Source organism: Nocardia bhagyanarayanae, from assembly GCF_006716565.1.
Classification (GTDB): Bacteria; Actinomycetota; Actinomycetes; order Mycobacteriales; family Mycobacteriaceae; genus Nocardia; species Nocardia bhagyanarayanae.
The window spans coordinates 3,728,364-3,742,674 of record NZ_VFPG01000001.1 but is presented as its reverse complement, the minus strand read 5'-3'; the positions used below and the strand labels follow the sequence as shown (position 1 = coordinate 3,742,674).

Sequence of the window (14,311 nt, the reverse complement as noted above, 5' to 3'; positions counted from 1 at the left end):
GGTCCACACGGCACCCTCGACACCCTGACCGGCGATCCGGCTGCCCGCCCGGGTGATTCACCTCCCATCGACGCCGCCGCGACATCAATCTTTTCCTTGAATGATGTCATTTTTGACGCCACACTGATGTCATGGATCTGAACAAGTACACCGCGCAGCTGCGCGAGAACCTGGTGGCGGCCGCGGCGCTCGGCGACGAGAAGACGCAGGCCACCGCCGCCGCGCTGGCTTCGGCGACCGAGTCGTCGGCCCGCCTCGTGCTGCTCGCGGCGCTGTCCGAGCTGGCGGGCGAGGTCAGCTCGGCGCTGGAGGACCGCACCGTGCACGTCTCGGTGGACGGCACCGACGCCACGGTCGACGTGCGCAAGAACGCCGCCGCCGAGGAGCACCCGACCTTCGAGGAGATGACCGGGGACATCAGCCGCGTCACGCTGCGACTGGTCGAGCAGATGAAGGCGAAGGCGGAGGAGGCGGCCGCGGCCAGCGGGGTCTCGCTGAACTCGTGGCTGTCCAACGCGGTGCACGGCGCGCTGCGCGACCAGATGCGCGGCTACGGACCCAAGCGCGACATCTGACCTACAGCAGCGCGGCCAGCTCGCCGCGCTCGCCGATCACCACGTCGTCCAGCTCCAGCCAGTCCGCCATCTCGCGCAGGGCTGTGCGCAGCGCCGCCGCGGTCTCCGCGTTGTCGCGGCCCGGCTCGGCGAACGCGGCCGGCACGAGCAGTCGCCCGCTCGCGCGTTCGGCGCGCAGGTCGACCCGGCCGACCAGTTCCCCGTCCAGCAAGAAGGGGAAGACGTAGTAGCCGTGCACCCGCTTGTGCTCGGGGGTGTAGATCTCGATGCGGTAGTGGAAGTCGAAGATCCGCTCGGTGCGCGGCCGGAAGAAGATCAGCGGGTCGAACGGGCACAGCAGCGCGGCGCCCTCGACGCGACGCGGCGTGGCCGCCCCGGACCGCAGGTAGGCGGTCTTGCCCCAGCCCGCGACCTCGACCTCTTCCAGTTCGCCCGCGTCCACCAGGGCCGCGATCGCCGGCTCGGTCTGCGAGCGATGCAGGCGGTAGTAGTCGCGCAGATCGGTCTCGGTGCCGATGCCGAGCGCGGTGGCGGCTCTGCGGACCAGTTCCACGACGGCGTCGGCCTCGGAAACGTCGCGCGCCAACACCTCCGGGGGAATCACTCGCTCGGCGAGATCGTAGTGCCGAGTGAAGCCGACGCGCCTGTCGACGGAGAGCTCACCCGCGGCGAAGAGTTGTTCGCAGATCATCTTGGTGTCGCTGAGATTCCACCAGGATCCCTTGGGCCGCGGCTTGTCCAGCTCCAGATGCCGCTCCACCTCTCCCGCGGTCGCGGCGCCGACATCCCGGATCACGTCCAGGATGTCCTTGCCCAGCGTCGGATTGCGGTCGAGCACCTTGCGCATCCCCGACCAACGACCGTGCTGGTACTGCACCATCCGCCAGCGCATCAGCGGCCAGTCCTCGACGGGGATGAGGGCGGCCTCGTGCGCCCAGTACTCGACCAGCCGCCGCGGCCGCTTGGCGCTGTGGCTCCAGGCCGCCTCGTCGAGCAGCGCGCGATCGTAGCCGCCGATCCTGCTGAACACCGGGGCGTAGTGCGCGCGGACCACCGCCGACACCGAATCGAGTTGCAGCAGCTGGGTTCTGGCGAGCACGTCGGCCACGGTCCGGCGCGTGACGGCGGCCGGACGCCGCCTGCCGAACCCTTGCGCGGCCAGGGCCGTCCGCCGCGCGGCCACCGCGCTCATCTTCCGCATATTCCGAAGGATGCCACGAGGGTCCGACAAGTTCGGTCGACGCGTTTCCATCCGGCTCTTTCGATGCGACACCGCTGTGTCGAGCGTCACACACCGAGCGGTCACAGTCGGCGCGATCGCTGTGTCGAAACGGGTGCAAGCAGCTGAAAGGAGCCTTCTGTGGCCACCATCGACGTTCTCGATTCCTTCATCTTCTACACCGACACCGGCTCGGGTTCCGTGCCCGTGGTGTTCCTGCACGGCAACCCGACTTCCTCCTATCTGTGGCGCAACGTGATTCCGCACGTCACCGACCAGACCAGGGCGTTGGCTCCCGATCTCATCGGCATGGGCGACTCGGGCAAGCCCGACATCGACTACCGGTTCGTCGATCACGCGCGCTACCTGGACGCCTGGTTCGACGGCCTCGGGCTGGACGAGGTGGTCATCGTCGGCCACGACTGGGGCGGCGCGCTGGGCATGGACTGGGCCGCGCGCCATCCCGGCCGGGTGCGCGGCATCGCGCTGATCGAGACCTTCCTGCGACCGATGGAGTGGTCCGAGATGCCGCCGCTGGGCGCCGAACTGTTCCGCAAGTTCCGCACCGCGGAGGGTGAGCGAATGGTGTTGGAGGAGAACATGTTCATCGAGTTCAACCTGCCCAGGGGTGTCACGAATCTCACGCAGGATGTCCACGACGTCTACCGCGCGCCCTACCCGACGCCGGCCACGCGCAAGCCGCTGCTGATGTGGCCCAGGGAAATCCCGCTCGGCGGCGAGCCCGCCGACGTGGTGGACATCGTGCGGAACTACGGCCGGTACCTCGCCGAGACACCCGAGATCGCGACGCTGATCATGGTGTTGGAGAACGGCGTCGGTCTCGGCTCGGAAGAATCGGCGCGGTGGGCCGCAACCACTTTCGCGAGCGCGGAGATGGTCTCCATTCCGCCCGCCGGGCATCACGCACCGGAGGATCGGCCGCACGAGATCGGGTCGGCGGTCGCCGAGTGGTTGCGCAAGCACGCACTGGTGTCGGCGGCGTGATCGCGGCCCACGGGGTTGCGAGACGGTGGCACGCTACGGAGGATGACTCGGTGAGCAGTGCGGACGGCCCGGCAAGCGACCACAGCGAGACAACCGCGGAAATCCGGCGCGCGGAAGCGGAATTGGTCGCCCGCGCGGTGGACGGTGATCGGGACGCGGTCGCCGCGATCATCCGGATGCTGCAAGACCCGATCTACCGGCTGGCCCTGCGGATGGTGTGGCGTCCGGCCGAGGCGGAGGACGCCACCCAGGAGATCCTGATCCGCGCGGTCACCCGCCTGGCCACCTTCCGCGGCGAGGCGAAACTGCTCACCTGGGCCTACCGCATCGGCGTCAACTACCTGATCAATCTGCGCACGCGGACGCCGCAGGAAGCGCGCCAACTCAGCCTGGAGGAATTCGGCGCCGGTCTCACCGATGGGCTGGCCGCCGAGGACTACCGCGGGCCGCAGGCGGCGTTGCTGTCCAGCGAGGTCCGGCTCGCCTGCAGCCAGGGCATGCTGCAATGCCTGGCCCGTGACGAACGCGTCGCGTTCGTCCTCGGCCAGGTCTTCGAAGTGAGCTCGACGGACGCGGCGTGGATCCTCGACATCAGTCCCGTCGCGTACCGAAAGCGGTTGGAGCGCGCCAGGAAACGTCTCGCCGCGTTTCTCAGCGCCTCGTGCGGCATAGCCGACCCGCGGGCGGCGTGCCGCTGTTCGAGACGGGTCGAGCAAGCGGTGGAGCTCGGCCGCATCGATACGGCGGCACCGCAGTTCGCGGCTCACCCCGTCAGTCCCGGCGGGCGGACGGTGCTCGAAGCCGAGGAACAGATGATCCGCTTGCACGATGTCGCCGCTGTGCTGCGCGGGCACCCGGATTATGCCGCCCCGCATGCGAAGATCGACGCCATCACCGGCTTGCTGACGGCGGGTCGTTTCTCGCTGCTCGAGTGAGCGGGCTCAGGTGGTGACGGTGACCTCGCCCGCCGCGTCGATCTCGGTGCGGCGGGCGGTGTCGGGGGCGTTGGCGAGCACCGTCGCGAGGATGCGGCGGCCCATCGGCAGCACGCGGACGGTGACCGTGCCCGCGTTCGCCGCGTCCAATTCCTTGGTCGCCGCGTCGATCACCCGTTGCCGCACCCAGCGCGGCACGCCGGCGAAACCACCGTCGTCCAGCAGCACCACCTCGACGCCGCGGGATCGGGCGCCGCGTGCTGCGCTGCTGAGTTCGTCGGTGACCAGCTGGGGCGCGCGCAGTCCGTCGCGCAGTTCGGCTTCCAGCAGCCGGCACTGTTCGCGCTCGGCGGCGGTGAGCTCGATGCCGTCGGCGATGCGCTCCAGGATCGGCCGCGCCACCTTGTCCAGCCTGGCCAGCTGCCGATCGCGTTCACCGTTCTCCGCGGCCATGGTGGCTTCGGCCGCCGCGCGCATGGTCGCCTCCTCGCGCAGCAGACGCAGTGAGCGCTGGGTGGGCCGCATGATCGCGGCGCACACCGAGACCGAGGCGACCGTCGCGATCGGCACCACGGTCCCGGCGATGAACCCGCCGCGCAGCCCGGCCGTGGCGCCGACGGCCGCGACCACCGCGGCCACGCCCGCGACACCCAGCCATGCGGCCCCGAGCCTGCCGCGCAACACGAGCACCGCGAGCACGTACGAGGAGGCGAACGCCGACCACACCGGCTTCGACCAGCCCTGCTCGATGTGCAGGGTGGTCAACGCGGTCGCCACCGGCCCGGAGGCGGCCACGAAAACCGTTGCCGGCCAGGGCAAGGGATCCACGGGTATGACCAGCACCAGGATGCCCGCCACCGCGAGCAGTATCAGCCCCGTGACGGCGGCGAACGGCGACGCGTCGGAGAAGTTGCGGACCATGTACAGGACGATGGTCACCTCGAGGATGAGCAGGAACAGCCAGGCCGCCGCGTCGCGCAGGCCGAGCAGATCGCGCAGTCCGAAGGCGGCATCGGCGTCAACCATCGCTACCCCACACCAGCGTCACCGACGTGCCCTCCCCCGGCTGCGATTCGACGAACGCCGCGCCGCCCGGCAGCTGCCGCATGCGACCGAGGATGCTCACCGAGATGCCGAGCCGGTCCGCGGGCACCGTGCCCGGGTCGAAACCCGCGCCGTCGTCGCGGAAGACCACGCGGATACCGCCCGCGCTCACCGTGACCGTGACGGTGCGCTGCACCGCGCGTCCCGGCACTGTGCCGTGTCGCAGACTGTTGCGCACCGCCTCGGTCAGCGCCGCGGCGATGGTTCCCGCCGCGTCCACCGGCAGCCGCAGGTCGTCCACTCCGGACCAACGCCGCGCAGTGAACGCGATGCCCGGATTGACCTCGTGCACCGCCGCGCGCAGGAAACCGACCGCGCCCTGCGCGTTCAGCCGGTCGGGTTCGGTCTCGCCGCCGCGCAATTGGTCGAGCTGGGCGAGTGTGCGCTCGGCTTGCTTGCGCAGCACCGGCGAATCGGTGCCGGTGCGCGAGGCGTCCAGCAGCGTGGAGAGCACCGCGTCGTGGATCAGCGCCGCGAAACGGGCTCGCTCCCGGTCCCGCGCCGCGGCGCCCGCCACGGCCGCGGCACGGCTGCTCGCGATCGCCGACTCCCGGTCGACGCGAGCCGCCGCCGCCCTGGCGTAGACCGCGCACCACAGGAACAGCGCGCACAACCCGACCGATCGCGCGAAATCACCGAGCAGTGCCAAGGCCGATCCGTCCGGCACCACGTACTTGTTGGCGACAGCCGCCACCGCGCCGCCGACGATCAGATACCCCACCGCGACCAGCGGCCGCCACGCCAGCGCCGCCGCGAGCACGCCGAGCGCGAACACGCGGTACAGCCACACCGAGGTGGCGTCGGTCGCCGGCTGGCGGTAGGCGAACGGGATCAGCGCCATCGCGACGACGTAGCTGATCGCCGCGGCGCCCGCGACGGACTGGATGACGTACCTGCTCATGCCGACCGACACGACGGCGAGCACCGGGAACAATCCGAAGGCCAGCACGAAGGCGAGCACGGTCCAGCCGAACGGCGCGAAGCGACTCTGATCGGCGATCTCCGGCAGTTCGACCACCGCGGCGATCATCCCGGCGATGCCGAAGGTCAGTCCGAGCCTGCGCAGGATGCGGTCCGAGGCGGCCTCGTCGATGTCGTTTCCGCCCACCGCACGCAGCAATCGACGCCACCGGCACGCCGGCGTCGAGCCGGGTCCGGGTTCGAGTGCGGTCGATGCGGTGTCCAGCGCGCTGGACGGGATCATCCGCGCGGATGCCGCTCGGGAACCGGTAGCCATCCGTCCTCCACGGCGCGCTTGTAGAGGTCGGTCTTGGTGGGGGCGGGACGGCCCGCGTCGGCGTACTTCTGGCGGATGCGGCCGAGGTAGTCGTTGACGGTCTGCTCGGACAGGCCGGTCAGGCGCGCGACGCGGGAGGCCTTCTCGCCCGAGGCGTACAGGGTGAGCACTTCCTCCTGGCGGGGGCTCAGGCCCACGTCGGAGAGTTGCGGGTCGCCGTCGATGGCGGCGGCCCAGTCGGTGGTGACGACCTGCTGACCCGAGGCGGCGCGCCGCACGGCCGCCACGACCGTCGGGACGTCCTCGGACTTGCGCACCACGCCGAGCACCCCCGCGCGGGCCGCGGAACGGACCAGGAAGGCGTTGTCGGCACCGGTGAACACGAGCACCTCGATACCGCGTTCGCGCAACGCGCGCACGTTGTCCTCCGGCGCGGACCCGTCGGCGAGGCGCAGATCCAGCACCACCAAATCCAGCGCAGGCGCCGGTCCGGCCGCCGCGAGCAGCTCCGGCACCGTTCCGGCCGTGAACACCAGATCGAGGTCAGGTTCCGGCGCAAGCATCGCGGCGAGACCGATCGCGACCGATTCGTGGTCTTCGACCAGCCCTATCCGTCGCACCGCTCGCTCGCCGCCATCGGCCCACGTCACCCTCGACACTCCCATCCCGAGCAACTCGCCCACAGTCCCCCCGCTACACCGTCACCACGCAGTATGACCGCCGCGCGTGCCCGGTGGTCAGACACCAAAAATCGGGGCCGACTCCAAATGTCAGCCCATCAGCTGTGCCGCGACGGTCGCCCCCAACTCCCAGCAGCGCTCGATGTCCGCTTTCGACGGCGGCCCCGAGACGATCACCGGCGCGACCACCTTCACCCAGCCGAGGCCGGTGGTCACGCGGTCGACCCCGCGCTCGGCGCCCTCGGTGCCCTCGTTGCCGTGCAGGTACAGGCCGAACGGGCGCCCCTTCGTGGAATCCAGGCACGGGTAGTAGAACGTGTCGAACGCGTGCTTGAGCGCACCCGACATGTAGCCGAGATTCGCCGGGCTGCCGAGCAGGTAGCCGTCGGCTTCGAGCACGTCGGGCGCGGTGACGGCCAGCGCGGCGCGGCGCACCACTTCGACGCCCTCGATCTCCGGATCGGTCGCGCCGGACACCACCGCCTCGAACATCGCCTGCATGTGCGGCGACGGCGTGTGGTGAATGATCAACAGTCGGGCCACGTTTCGCTACCCTTCGCGCTGCTCGCGTTCCAGTTTCTCCAGCGCCACCGCGCGGCGCATGGTCTCGCGGGCCCTGGTGCGGTCGCCCGCGTAGTCGTAGGCGCGGGCCAGGCGGTAGGAGACCCGCCAGTTGTCCGGGTCGGCCTCCCATTCCCGCTTCACCTGCTCGAACAGTTCGTCGGCCGCGCCGCGCTCGATGCGGCCGGACGGTCGCCGCGCCAGCGTGGACGTGTCCAGTTCCAGGCCCTCCTCATGGATGCGGCGGGCCAGGTGCTGGTGGGCCAGCGCCGCGCGGACGGTCGCGGCCGTGACCCACACACCGAGAATCGGCAGCAGCAGCACGCCGACGCCCAACGCGATCCCGGCCGCCTCGCCGGAACCGATCAGCGCGAACGCGATTCGGCCGAGCAACAGGAAGTAGAACCCCAAGGCGAAGACGAGCGCCGCGATGAGACCCACGACACGGAAGATCTCACCCCGTCCGGCATTCGCCTGCGGTTCGGCGTTCACGGGCGCGCCTTCGCGGTCCGGTGCTCGGCGTTCACAGGTCCAGGAACGGATCGAGCCCGACGGTCAGGCCCGGCCGACCGGCGATCTCCCGGACGCCGAGCAGCACGCCCGGGGCGAAGGAGGAGCGGTCGATCGAGTCGTGCCGGATGGTCAGCGTCTCGCCCTGAGTGCCGAAGAGCACCTCCTGGTGCGCGACGAGTCCGGCCAGCCGCACCGAGTGCACTCGCACGCCGTCGACGTCGGCGCCGCGGGCTCCCTCCAGTTCGGTGGTGGTCGCGTCGGGGCTGCGGCCGACGCCCGCGCGCTCCCTGGCCTCGGCGATCAGCCCTGCGGTCCGGTAGGCGGTGCCGGACGGCGCGTCGGCCTTGTTCGGATGGTGCAGCTCGATGACCTCGACGGATTCGAAGAACCGCGCGGCCTGCTCGGCGAAGCGCATGGACAGCACCGCGCCGATGGCGAAGTTGGGAGCGATCAGTACGCCGGTCTCGGGCCGCTCGGCCAGCCACGCACGCACCTCGGCCAGCCGCGCGTCGTCGAAGCCGGTGGTGCCGACGACCGCGTGAATGCCGTGCTCCACCAGGAACTTCAGGTTGCCCATCACCACGTCGGGGTGCGTGAAGTCGACGACGACCTGGGTGCCGCTCTCGACGAACGTCTCCAGCGCGTCACCCTTGTCGACCTCCGCGACCAGTTCCAGGTCGTCCGCCGCCTGCACCGCCGCGCAGATCGCCTGACCGACTTTCCCGCGTGCTCCGAGCACTCCGACCCGAATGGTCACCGCACCTCCTCGTTCCGCTGGTGTTGCGGCAAGCCTATCGAGGGGTGCGGTTGGCGAGCTGCGCCGGGCGTCCGGGTGGAGTTGCGGCAGGTTGCCTCGCTCACGCCGAAAGGTTGCCGATCATCCGCCGCAAGGCGAGGAGCGTGGTCTCGAACTGCTCCGGTTCGACGCCGCGCGCCATCGTGCGGCGACGTTCGGCGATGCGGACGAAGGTTTCGTCGTGGGCGGCCCGGCCCGCGGCGGTGAGGACGAGCGTGTCGGCGTCCGCCGCGATCAGCCCGGCCGACGCCAAGCGATCGATCTCGATCCCCCACTCCCCCTCGGTTTTCCAGAACGGCGACAGCGCCTCGCGCAACTCCTCAGCCGAGCGCGGCCCCTCGGACAACGAATGCAGCAGCTGCCAATGCCGTCGGCTGAGACCGCCCGCCGCCAAGTCGTCGTCGAATCGCGCTTCGATGAGGCGGTCGAGTTCCTTCAGCAGATATCCGATTCTGCGCTCGGCCATCGAGCCCTCCACATGCATGTAGGATTACATTTATATGTAGTTTGACATGGAGATGGATCCGATGGAAGAGCTCGACGCGTACACCGAGACGGTCGCGGCCGCTATGGTCCGGGTCCGGCGCAGGCAGACCCGCGGTGCGCTGGCGGGCGAGAACCGCGTTCCCCCTGCGGTTTTCCGCGTCCTCGAGGCCGTGTCGACCCTCGAAGACGCCACCGTCGGAGCGCTGGCCCCGGCTCTAGGCGTCGATCAGCCGCGCGCGAGCCGGCTTGCCGCCCAGGCCGTTTCGGAGGGCTGGCTGCAGCGAGTCGCCGACCAGCGCGACGGCCGCAAGGCGGTGCTGCGGCCGACCGCGCTCGGCGACCGGATCCTCGCCGACGCCCGTCGCCGTCGCGCGACGGCGACCGCGGCCGCCATGGCCGACTGGACCGAGCGCGAACGCGCCGAATTCGCCAGGCTGCTCGGCCGTTTCGTGGACGCGATGGACGCCGCGGAGGCTACGCCGCCGGAGTCTTGAGCACCTCGATCAGCGCCGTCACGCTGTGTTCGCGATGCCCGCGCGCGATCGCGCGGCGCAGCAGGTCCGCCATCGGCGCATGCCACGACATGTCGACGCCCGCTTCGACGCCGACCCGCACGTCGCCGTCGATGGCGTCGTGGAACAGCCCGACCGACGAACCCAGCTTCGTGTAGTCGCCGGTGTCGATCTCCTCGGCGAGCAACGGCAGCAGCGACTCGATCATCCGCAGCCACTTGGCCGAATACGGCACCATCGCGCGGGCCTCGATACCGCGCGACGCGAGCACGGCCGCGCCCTCGAAGAATCCGAGCAGGGCAGGCAACAGGGTCGCGCCGACGGCCGCCTCGTACAGCGCGGCGAGATCGGGTTCGTCACCGAGGTGAACGTTCTCCCCACCGAGAACGCCCAGGGTGGAACAGTATTCGTCGTACACGCCGCGATCGCCGCCGTAGTACAGCAGCGTGTCGGCGCCGCCGACGGCCGCGGGCACGTTCTTGATCGCGCCGCCGAGGAACCGCGCACCGTGCGCGGCGGCCCACTCGGCGACATCCCGCGCGCCCGCCGGTGCGCCGCTGTTCAGTGTGATCAGGGCGCGTCCGGCCAGCGCCGCTTCCGCCGGGGCGAGCGCGTCCAGGGTGGCCTCGAATCCGGTGAGCACCGAGACGATCAACGGGCTCGCCGCGACCGCCTCGTCGATCGTCGCCGCGTGCCTCGCGCCCAGCGCCACCAGCGGCGCGGCCTTGCCGGGGGTGCGGTTCCACACGGTGGTCGGGTGCCCGGCCGCGACGAACGCCGCGGCCACCGCACTGCCCATCGAACCCAGACCCAGCACGGTCACGGGCCCGCGTGTCTCGTCGGTCATCTTGCCTCCCAAGCGGTTTCGTCCCCGTGCGGGGCTTGTGAAGGCGAGTCTGCGTCAGGCGGCGATGGCCGACAAGTACCTACTTTTCGGTCGAATACGCACGTCCGGGTAAGGAACGAGCTACCGGCGACGAGGTGGTGACGACCGTCACCGATCAGTCGAAGACGATCACCTGCCGCAGCGCGTGCCCGGCCGCGAGTTCGTCCATGGCCCGGTTGATCTCGTCCAACCCGATGTGCGCCGACACCAGCCGCTCCACCGGAAGCCGGCCTTCCCGCCACATCCGCACGTACTCCGGGATGTCGCGCGAGGGCACCGCGGAGCCGAGGTAGCTGCCGACGATGGAGCGGCCCTGCGCCACCAGGGCCAGGGGGGAGATGCTCGCGCGGGCGTCGGGGGCGGGCAGGCCGACGGTGACGGTGGTGCCGCCCGCCGCGGTCGCAGCGACCGCGGTCTCGAACGCGCGCACATTGCCCGCGGCCTCGATCACGACCTCGGCCTGCACGCCCTGTTCGGCGGCTTCGGCCGGGGTGTACACGGCGGTGACGCCGAGATCCTTTGCCAGCGCGAGTTTTTCGGGAACGGTGTCGACGGCGATCACCTCTTTCGCCCCCAGCGAGACCGCCACGAGCACCGCCGCCATGCCCACACCGCCGAGGCCGACCACCATGATCCGGTCCGCGGGCCCCGGACGCGCCGAATTCAACAGTGCGCCACCACCGGTGAGCACCGCGCAGCCGAGCACGGCCGCGACCTCCGGCGGCACGTCGTCGTCGACCGGGACCACCGAACGACGGTCCACCACGGCGTGCGTCGCGAACGCCGAGACGCCGAGGTGGTGGTGTACCTCCGCGCCCTCGCGCCGCAGCCGCCGGCCGCCGTTGAGCAGTTCACCGGCGTTGTTGGCCGCGCTGCCCGGCACGCACGGCGTGCGGCCCTCGCTCGCGCAGCCCGCGCACTCGCCGCAGCGCGGCAGGAAGGTCATCACCACGCGCTGTCCGACCGCGATATCGCCGTCGCCGGGACCGACCGCTTCGACGCGGCCCGCCGCCTCGTGGCCGAGCAGCATGGGCACCGGCCGCACCCGGTTGCCGTCCACGACCGAGAGGTCCGAATGGCACAGCCCGGCGGCCTCGATCCGCACCAGAAGTTCGCCCGGACCGGGTTCGCCGAGCTCCAGCTCACAGACGTTGATCGGCGCCGACTCGGCGAACGGTACCGGCGCCGCGATCCGCTCCAGGACCGCTCCACGAATCTTCATGGCTGCGACGCTACCGGGCACGGCGTCGAGCGGAGCCGACACCGCCGAAACTCGGGCGGCGCGACGAGCCCCCGGTAGCCGGGGGTTGGCGAGACCTGGGAACGACCGCTATCGTCGATCGACGTGACGGTGCTCCTGTAGGCCGCCTTGTACCGAGCCCAGGGTCGGGACCGTCACGATTCGAGGAGAAATCCACTGTCCATTCAGTTCAACCACACCATCGTCGGCTGCCGCGACAATCGAGTTTCCGCGGAATTCTGGGCCGACATCCTGGGCCTGGAAGTAGGCAAGGAGTGGGGTCCGTTCATCGAGCTTCCGATGAGCAACGGCGTCAGTTTCGACTTCGCGGCCGTGCCGGGCGAGGCCCCCGAGATCCAACCCCAGCATTACGCCTTCCTGGTCTCCGAGGCCGAGTTCGACGCGGCCTACGCCAAGATCCAGCGCTACGGGCTGGAGCACTGGGCCGATCCGCGCCAGCAGGCGCCCGGCCAGATCAATCACAACGACGGCGGGCGCGGGGTCTACTTCCTCGACCCGAGCGGTCACTACATGGAGTTGATCACCGTTCCGTACGGCGGTTGGCCGGAGTAGCGGCGGATAGCGGCGGGCGGTATCCATTCGGGTGCCGCCCGCACCGCTAGATGCTCGGCGCGGGCGCGGGCGCGGACTCGGGGACCGGCGGCCACGGATTCGGCTTGACGGAGGTCGGTTTCGCGATGGGATTGTCGTCCCAATCGAAACGCACGCCCACCCACGCCTTCGGCCGGTCGAAATCGGTTTCCCCCGCGGTGAAGCGGGTCCCGGCGAAGGAGATCTCGCCGAAGAAGTCGCCCTCGCGGAAGTCGGCGGCGCGTCCGGCGATGGTGCTGCGGGCGAAGCTCACCGCTCCGTGGAATTCCGTTCCGACGAAGTCGATGTCGCGGGTGCCGCGGAAGCGCAGACGCGGGGCGGCGCCCAGCTTGGCTTCCTCGAAGCTGACGGTCGTGGCGTAGAGCTGTGCCGCGGTGAACGCGAGGTGTTGGCCGGAGAAGACCGCCTGCTCGAAGGAGACGTGTTCGCCGTCCAGGGTCGCCTGCGCGAAGGATGTCCGCTCGGTCTGGAAAGCCGCTGCCCGCCAAGATGTTCGGGCACCGAGGAATCGTGTGCCGATGAAGCCGCTGTGCGCACCCGTGAATTTCGCCTCGTCGAATCGGGTCTGCGGGCTCTTGAATGTCACTCCGTCGAAGGTGGTTCGCGCCGTGCGGAACTCGGCGTTTCCGAAGTGCGTGATCGGAGCGGTGAAGACGGCGTCACGGAAGGTCACGTGTTGGCCGGTGAAGCGGGCCCGGTTGAAATCGGCTGCGCGGTCGCCGACGAAACGCACCCCGGTGAAGGTGGTCAGACGCCCCGCGAATTCGGTCGCCTCGAAGTCGGCGTTCTCCAGAACCGCGCCGGTGAAGTCGAAATCGCAGCGTGACCACGATGCTTCGCCGTACGGCCGCAGATGGTCGGCGATCACGCGGACGATCGTGCGACGCACCTCACGATCGTTGTGCCGCAGCCGGTAGACGCGTTCGACCTCGCGGCCCGATTCCTGCGCGGTCTCGGCGCGCGAGATCAGATGGTTGGCTCCGTCGTCCGGTTCGTAGGGCAGGCGCAGGTACCCGCACAGCACGTCGACGCACTGCTGCCGCCGCACGGGAGCCGAGAACTCGTCCGCGACACCGGCCATCGCGTAGACACCGGCGAGCCGCACGGCCGGATCCTCGTCACCCAACTGCCGCGCCGCCGCCCCGAACAACTCGGCGAACCGGCCGCGCTCCAGATCTCGCTGCCGCCGGTATGCCACGACCAACGCCACCGCGCCGCCGACGCCCGCCGTCACCGAGAGCGCGATCTTGGTGAGATCCAGTTGATTCGGCGTCTCGGCCTTGGCGCCGAGCCCCAACCACAACAACCACCAGGTCGACCCGGCGACTGCCAAGCCACCGACCACCGCGGTGAGCACCGCGAACAACAACGCCGCACGGCGCAACCTGCGCCCCAACCTCCCCCACCATCGCATGAGCTGCATGGTAGCCCGATCGCGGTGCGCAGCGCAGCGGACGGGGTTTCGGCACAGCATGCGAAAGCTCTGCGAGCCAGCGGTTTTCGTATGATGCCGCCATGGACATCAAGGGCTCGATCGAATCGCTGCACGCCGACCTCGCCGCTTGGCTGGGCTCGCCGGCACCGTTCGAGGTCTTCGAGCGATTCGCCGCGGCGCAGCACGAGCAGTTCTCCATGGTCGGCATTTCCGGCGCGGTTCTCGAGCGTGACGCCCTGCTGGCCGGGTTGCGGGAAGCGCGAAACGCGCGGCCGGGGTTGCGGATCGAGATTTCCGAGATTACCGAGTTGGCGCGGTTCGGCGAGAACGTGGTGGTGCGGTTCTTGGAGCGGCATCTCACCGAAGACGAGACGTCTGCGCGGCGGGTGACCGCTGTGTTGAGTGCTGTGGAGGGGTTCGAACTCGGTTATCGATGGCTGACGGTGCACGAGACGCCTGTCGAGGACTGATGTCGAGGCCGAAACCACCATTTGACTACCGTCGATAGAGACTTG

General features: G+C 70.0%; 17 protein-coding genes. 6 read left to right on the top strand and 11 right to left on the bottom strand.

Going from position 1 to position 14,311, the window contains the following annotated elements:
* Positions 1-131: 131 nt before the first annotated feature.
* Positions 132-575: a toxin-antitoxin system HicB family antitoxin gene (locus FB390_RS15895; RefSeq protein ID WP_141809640.1), complete on the top strand. Its 444-nt coding sequence runs from the start codon at positions 132-134 to the stop codon at positions 573-575.
* Between the two features lies 1 nt (position 576).
* Here FB390_RS15895 and FB390_RS15890 read toward each other — a convergent pair whose 3' ends face one another.
* Positions 577-1,776 (bottom strand): winged helix-turn-helix domain-containing protein, encoded by a 1,200-nt coding sequence (locus FB390_RS15890; RefSeq protein WP_141809639.1) that lies wholly within the window; start codon positions 1,774-1,776, stop codon positions 577-579.
* A gap of 159 nt (positions 1,777-1,935) precedes the next feature.
* On the opposite strand from FB390_RS15890, the gene FB390_RS15885 reads away from it, so the two are divergent.
* Together FB390_RS15885 and FB390_RS15880 are read left to right on the top strand one after the other, a co-directional pair.
* Positions 1,936-2,799: a haloalkane dehalogenase gene (locus FB390_RS15885; protein ID WP_141809638.1), complete on the top strand. Its 864-nt coding sequence runs from the start codon at positions 1,936-1,938 to the stop codon at positions 2,797-2,799.
* Between the two features lie 50 nt (positions 2,800-2,849).
* A complete protein-coding gene (locus FB390_RS15880) occupies positions 2,850-3,734 on the top strand; it encodes an RNA polymerase sigma factor (protein WP_246124045.1) in 885 nt (294 codons plus the stop codon).
* 6 nt (positions 3,735-3,740) lie between these two features.
* Here FB390_RS15880 and FB390_RS15875 read toward each other — a convergent pair whose 3' ends face one another.
* The 7 genes from FB390_RS15875 to FB390_RS15845 form a co-directional block, all read right to left on the bottom strand.
* Positions 3,741-4,760 (bottom strand): hypothetical protein, encoded by a 1,020-nt coding sequence (locus FB390_RS15875; protein WP_141809637.1) that lies wholly within the window; start codon positions 4,758-4,760, stop codon positions 3,741-3,743.
* Positions 4,753-6,075: a sensor histidine kinase gene (locus FB390_RS15870; protein WP_246124044.1), complete on the bottom strand. Its 1,323-nt coding sequence runs from the start codon at positions 6,073-6,075 to the stop codon at positions 4,753-4,755. The genes FB390_RS15875 and FB390_RS15870 overlap by 8 nt, the downstream gene beginning before the upstream one ends.
* Positions 6,039-6,725 carry a DNA-binding response regulator gene (locus FB390_RS15865; RefSeq protein ID WP_246124043.1) on the bottom strand — a complete coding sequence of 229 codons (687 nt, stop codon included), beginning with the start codon at positions 6,723-6,725 and terminating at the stop codon, positions 6,039-6,041. Before FB390_RS15865 ends, FB390_RS15870 begins: the two co-directional genes overlap by 37 nt.
* 120 nt (positions 6,726-6,845) lie before the next feature.
* The gene (locus FB390_RS15860; RefSeq protein ID WP_141809635.1) at positions 6,846-7,298 is read right to left on the bottom strand and encodes a flavodoxin family protein; all 453 of its coding nucleotides are present in this window, start codon (positions 7,296-7,298) and stop codon (positions 6,846-6,848) included.
* Positions 7,299-7,304: 6 nt separating this feature from the next.
* Entirely contained in the window at positions 7,305-7,808 is a 504-nt protein-coding gene (locus FB390_RS15855; RefSeq protein WP_185757046.1) for a hypothetical protein, read from the bottom strand.
* A gap of 31 nt (positions 7,809-7,839) precedes the next feature.
* On the bottom strand, positions 7,840-8,586 hold the full coding sequence (gene dapB, locus FB390_RS15850) for a 4-hydroxy-tetrahydrodipicolinate reductase (protein ID WP_141809634.1): 747 nt from the start codon (positions 8,584-8,586) through the stop codon (positions 7,840-7,842).
* A 100-nt stretch (positions 8,587-8,686) separates the two neighbouring features.
* The gene (locus tag FB390_RS15845) at positions 8,687-9,091 is read right to left on the bottom strand and encodes a MarR family winged helix-turn-helix transcriptional regulator (protein ID WP_141809633.1); all 405 of its coding nucleotides are present in this window, start codon (positions 9,089-9,091) and stop codon (positions 8,687-8,689) included.
* Positions 9,092-9,137: 46 nt separating this feature from the next.
* Between FB390_RS15845 and FB390_RS15840 the strand changes: the two genes are divergently transcribed.
* Positions 9,138-9,605 carry a MarR family winged helix-turn-helix transcriptional regulator gene (locus FB390_RS15840; protein ID WP_221639273.1) on the top strand — a complete coding sequence of 156 codons (468 nt, stop codon included), beginning with the start codon at positions 9,138-9,140 and terminating at the stop codon, positions 9,603-9,605.
* Here the strand turns inward: FB390_RS15840 and FB390_RS15835 are convergent.
* Both FB390_RS15835 and FB390_RS15830 read right to left on the bottom strand, forming a co-directional pair.
* On the bottom strand, positions 9,586-10,470 hold the full coding sequence (locus FB390_RS15835) for an NAD(P)-dependent oxidoreductase (protein ID WP_141809632.1): 885 nt from the start codon (positions 10,468-10,470) through the stop codon (positions 9,586-9,588). The two genes, FB390_RS15840 and FB390_RS15835, sit on opposite strands and share 20 nt — an antisense overlap.
* 154 nt (positions 10,471-10,624) lie before the next feature.
* Positions 10,625-11,731, bottom strand: coding sequence for a zinc-binding dehydrogenase (locus tag FB390_RS15830; RefSeq protein ID WP_141809631.1), 1,107 nt, complete (start codon positions 11,729-11,731; stop codon positions 10,625-10,627).
* Positions 11,732-11,926: 195 nt separating this feature from the next.
* On the opposite strand from FB390_RS15830, the gene FB390_RS15825 reads away from it, so the two are divergent.
* The gene (locus tag FB390_RS15825) at positions 11,927-12,322 is read left to right on the top strand and encodes a VOC family protein (protein ID WP_141811809.1); all 396 of its coding nucleotides are present in this window, start codon (positions 11,927-11,929) and stop codon (positions 12,320-12,322) included.
* 46 nt (positions 12,323-12,368) lie between these two features.
* On the opposite strand, the gene FB390_RS15820 is transcribed toward FB390_RS15825, so the two are convergent.
* On the bottom strand, positions 12,369-13,775 hold the full coding sequence (locus FB390_RS15820) for a pentapeptide repeat-containing protein (RefSeq protein ID WP_246124042.1): 1,407 nt from the start codon (positions 13,773-13,775) through the stop codon (positions 12,369-12,371).
* Positions 13,776-13,876: 101 nt separating this feature from the next.
* Between FB390_RS15820 and FB390_RS15815 the strand changes: the two genes are divergently transcribed.
* Positions 13,877-14,266: a hypothetical protein gene (locus FB390_RS15815; protein WP_141809630.1), complete on the top strand. Its 390-nt coding sequence runs from the start codon at positions 13,877-13,879 to the stop codon at positions 14,264-14,266.
* Positions 14,267-14,311 lie beyond the last annotated feature (45 nt).

Excerpts from the sequence above, each read along its gene's own strand:
- FB390_RS15895 (WP_141809640.1), top strand. The coding sequence starts at position 132 with ATGGATCTGAACAAGTACACCGCGCAGCTGCGCGAGAACCTGGTGGCG.
- FB390_RS15890 (WP_141809639.1), bottom strand. The coding sequence starts at position 1,776 with ATGCGGAAGATGAGCGCGGTGGCCGCGCGGCGGACGGCCCTGGCCGCG.
- FB390_RS15875 (WP_141809637.1), bottom strand. The coding sequence starts at position 4,760 with ATGGTTGACGCCGATGCCGCCTTCGGACTGCGCGATCTGCTCGGCCTG.
- FB390_RS15870 (WP_246124044.1), bottom strand. The coding sequence starts at position 6,075 with ATGGCTACCGGTTCCCGAGCGGCATCCGCGCGGATGATCCCGTCCAGC.
- FB390_RS15845 (WP_141809633.1), bottom strand. The coding sequence starts at position 9,091 with ATGGCCGAGCGCAGAATCGGATATCTGCTGAAGGAACTCGACCGCCTC.
- FB390_RS15840 (WP_221639273.1), top strand. The coding sequence starts at position 9,138 with ATGGAGATGGATCCGATGGAAGAGCTCGACGCGTACACCGAGACGGTC.
- FB390_RS15835 (WP_141809632.1), bottom strand. The coding sequence starts at position 10,470 with ATGACCGACGAGACACGCGGGCCCGTGACCGTGCTGGGTCTGGGTTCG.
- FB390_RS15830 (WP_141809631.1), bottom strand. The coding sequence starts at position 11,731 with ATGAAGATTCGTGGAGCGGTCCTGGAGCGGATCGCGGCGCCGGTACCG.
- FB390_RS15820 (WP_246124042.1), bottom strand. The coding sequence starts at position 13,775 with ATGCGATGGTGGGGGAGGTTGGGGCGCAGGTTGCGCCGTGCGGCGTTG.
- FB390_RS15815 (WP_141809630.1), top strand. The coding sequence starts at position 13,877 with ATGGACATCAAGGGCTCGATCGAATCGCTGCACGCCGACCTCGCCGCT.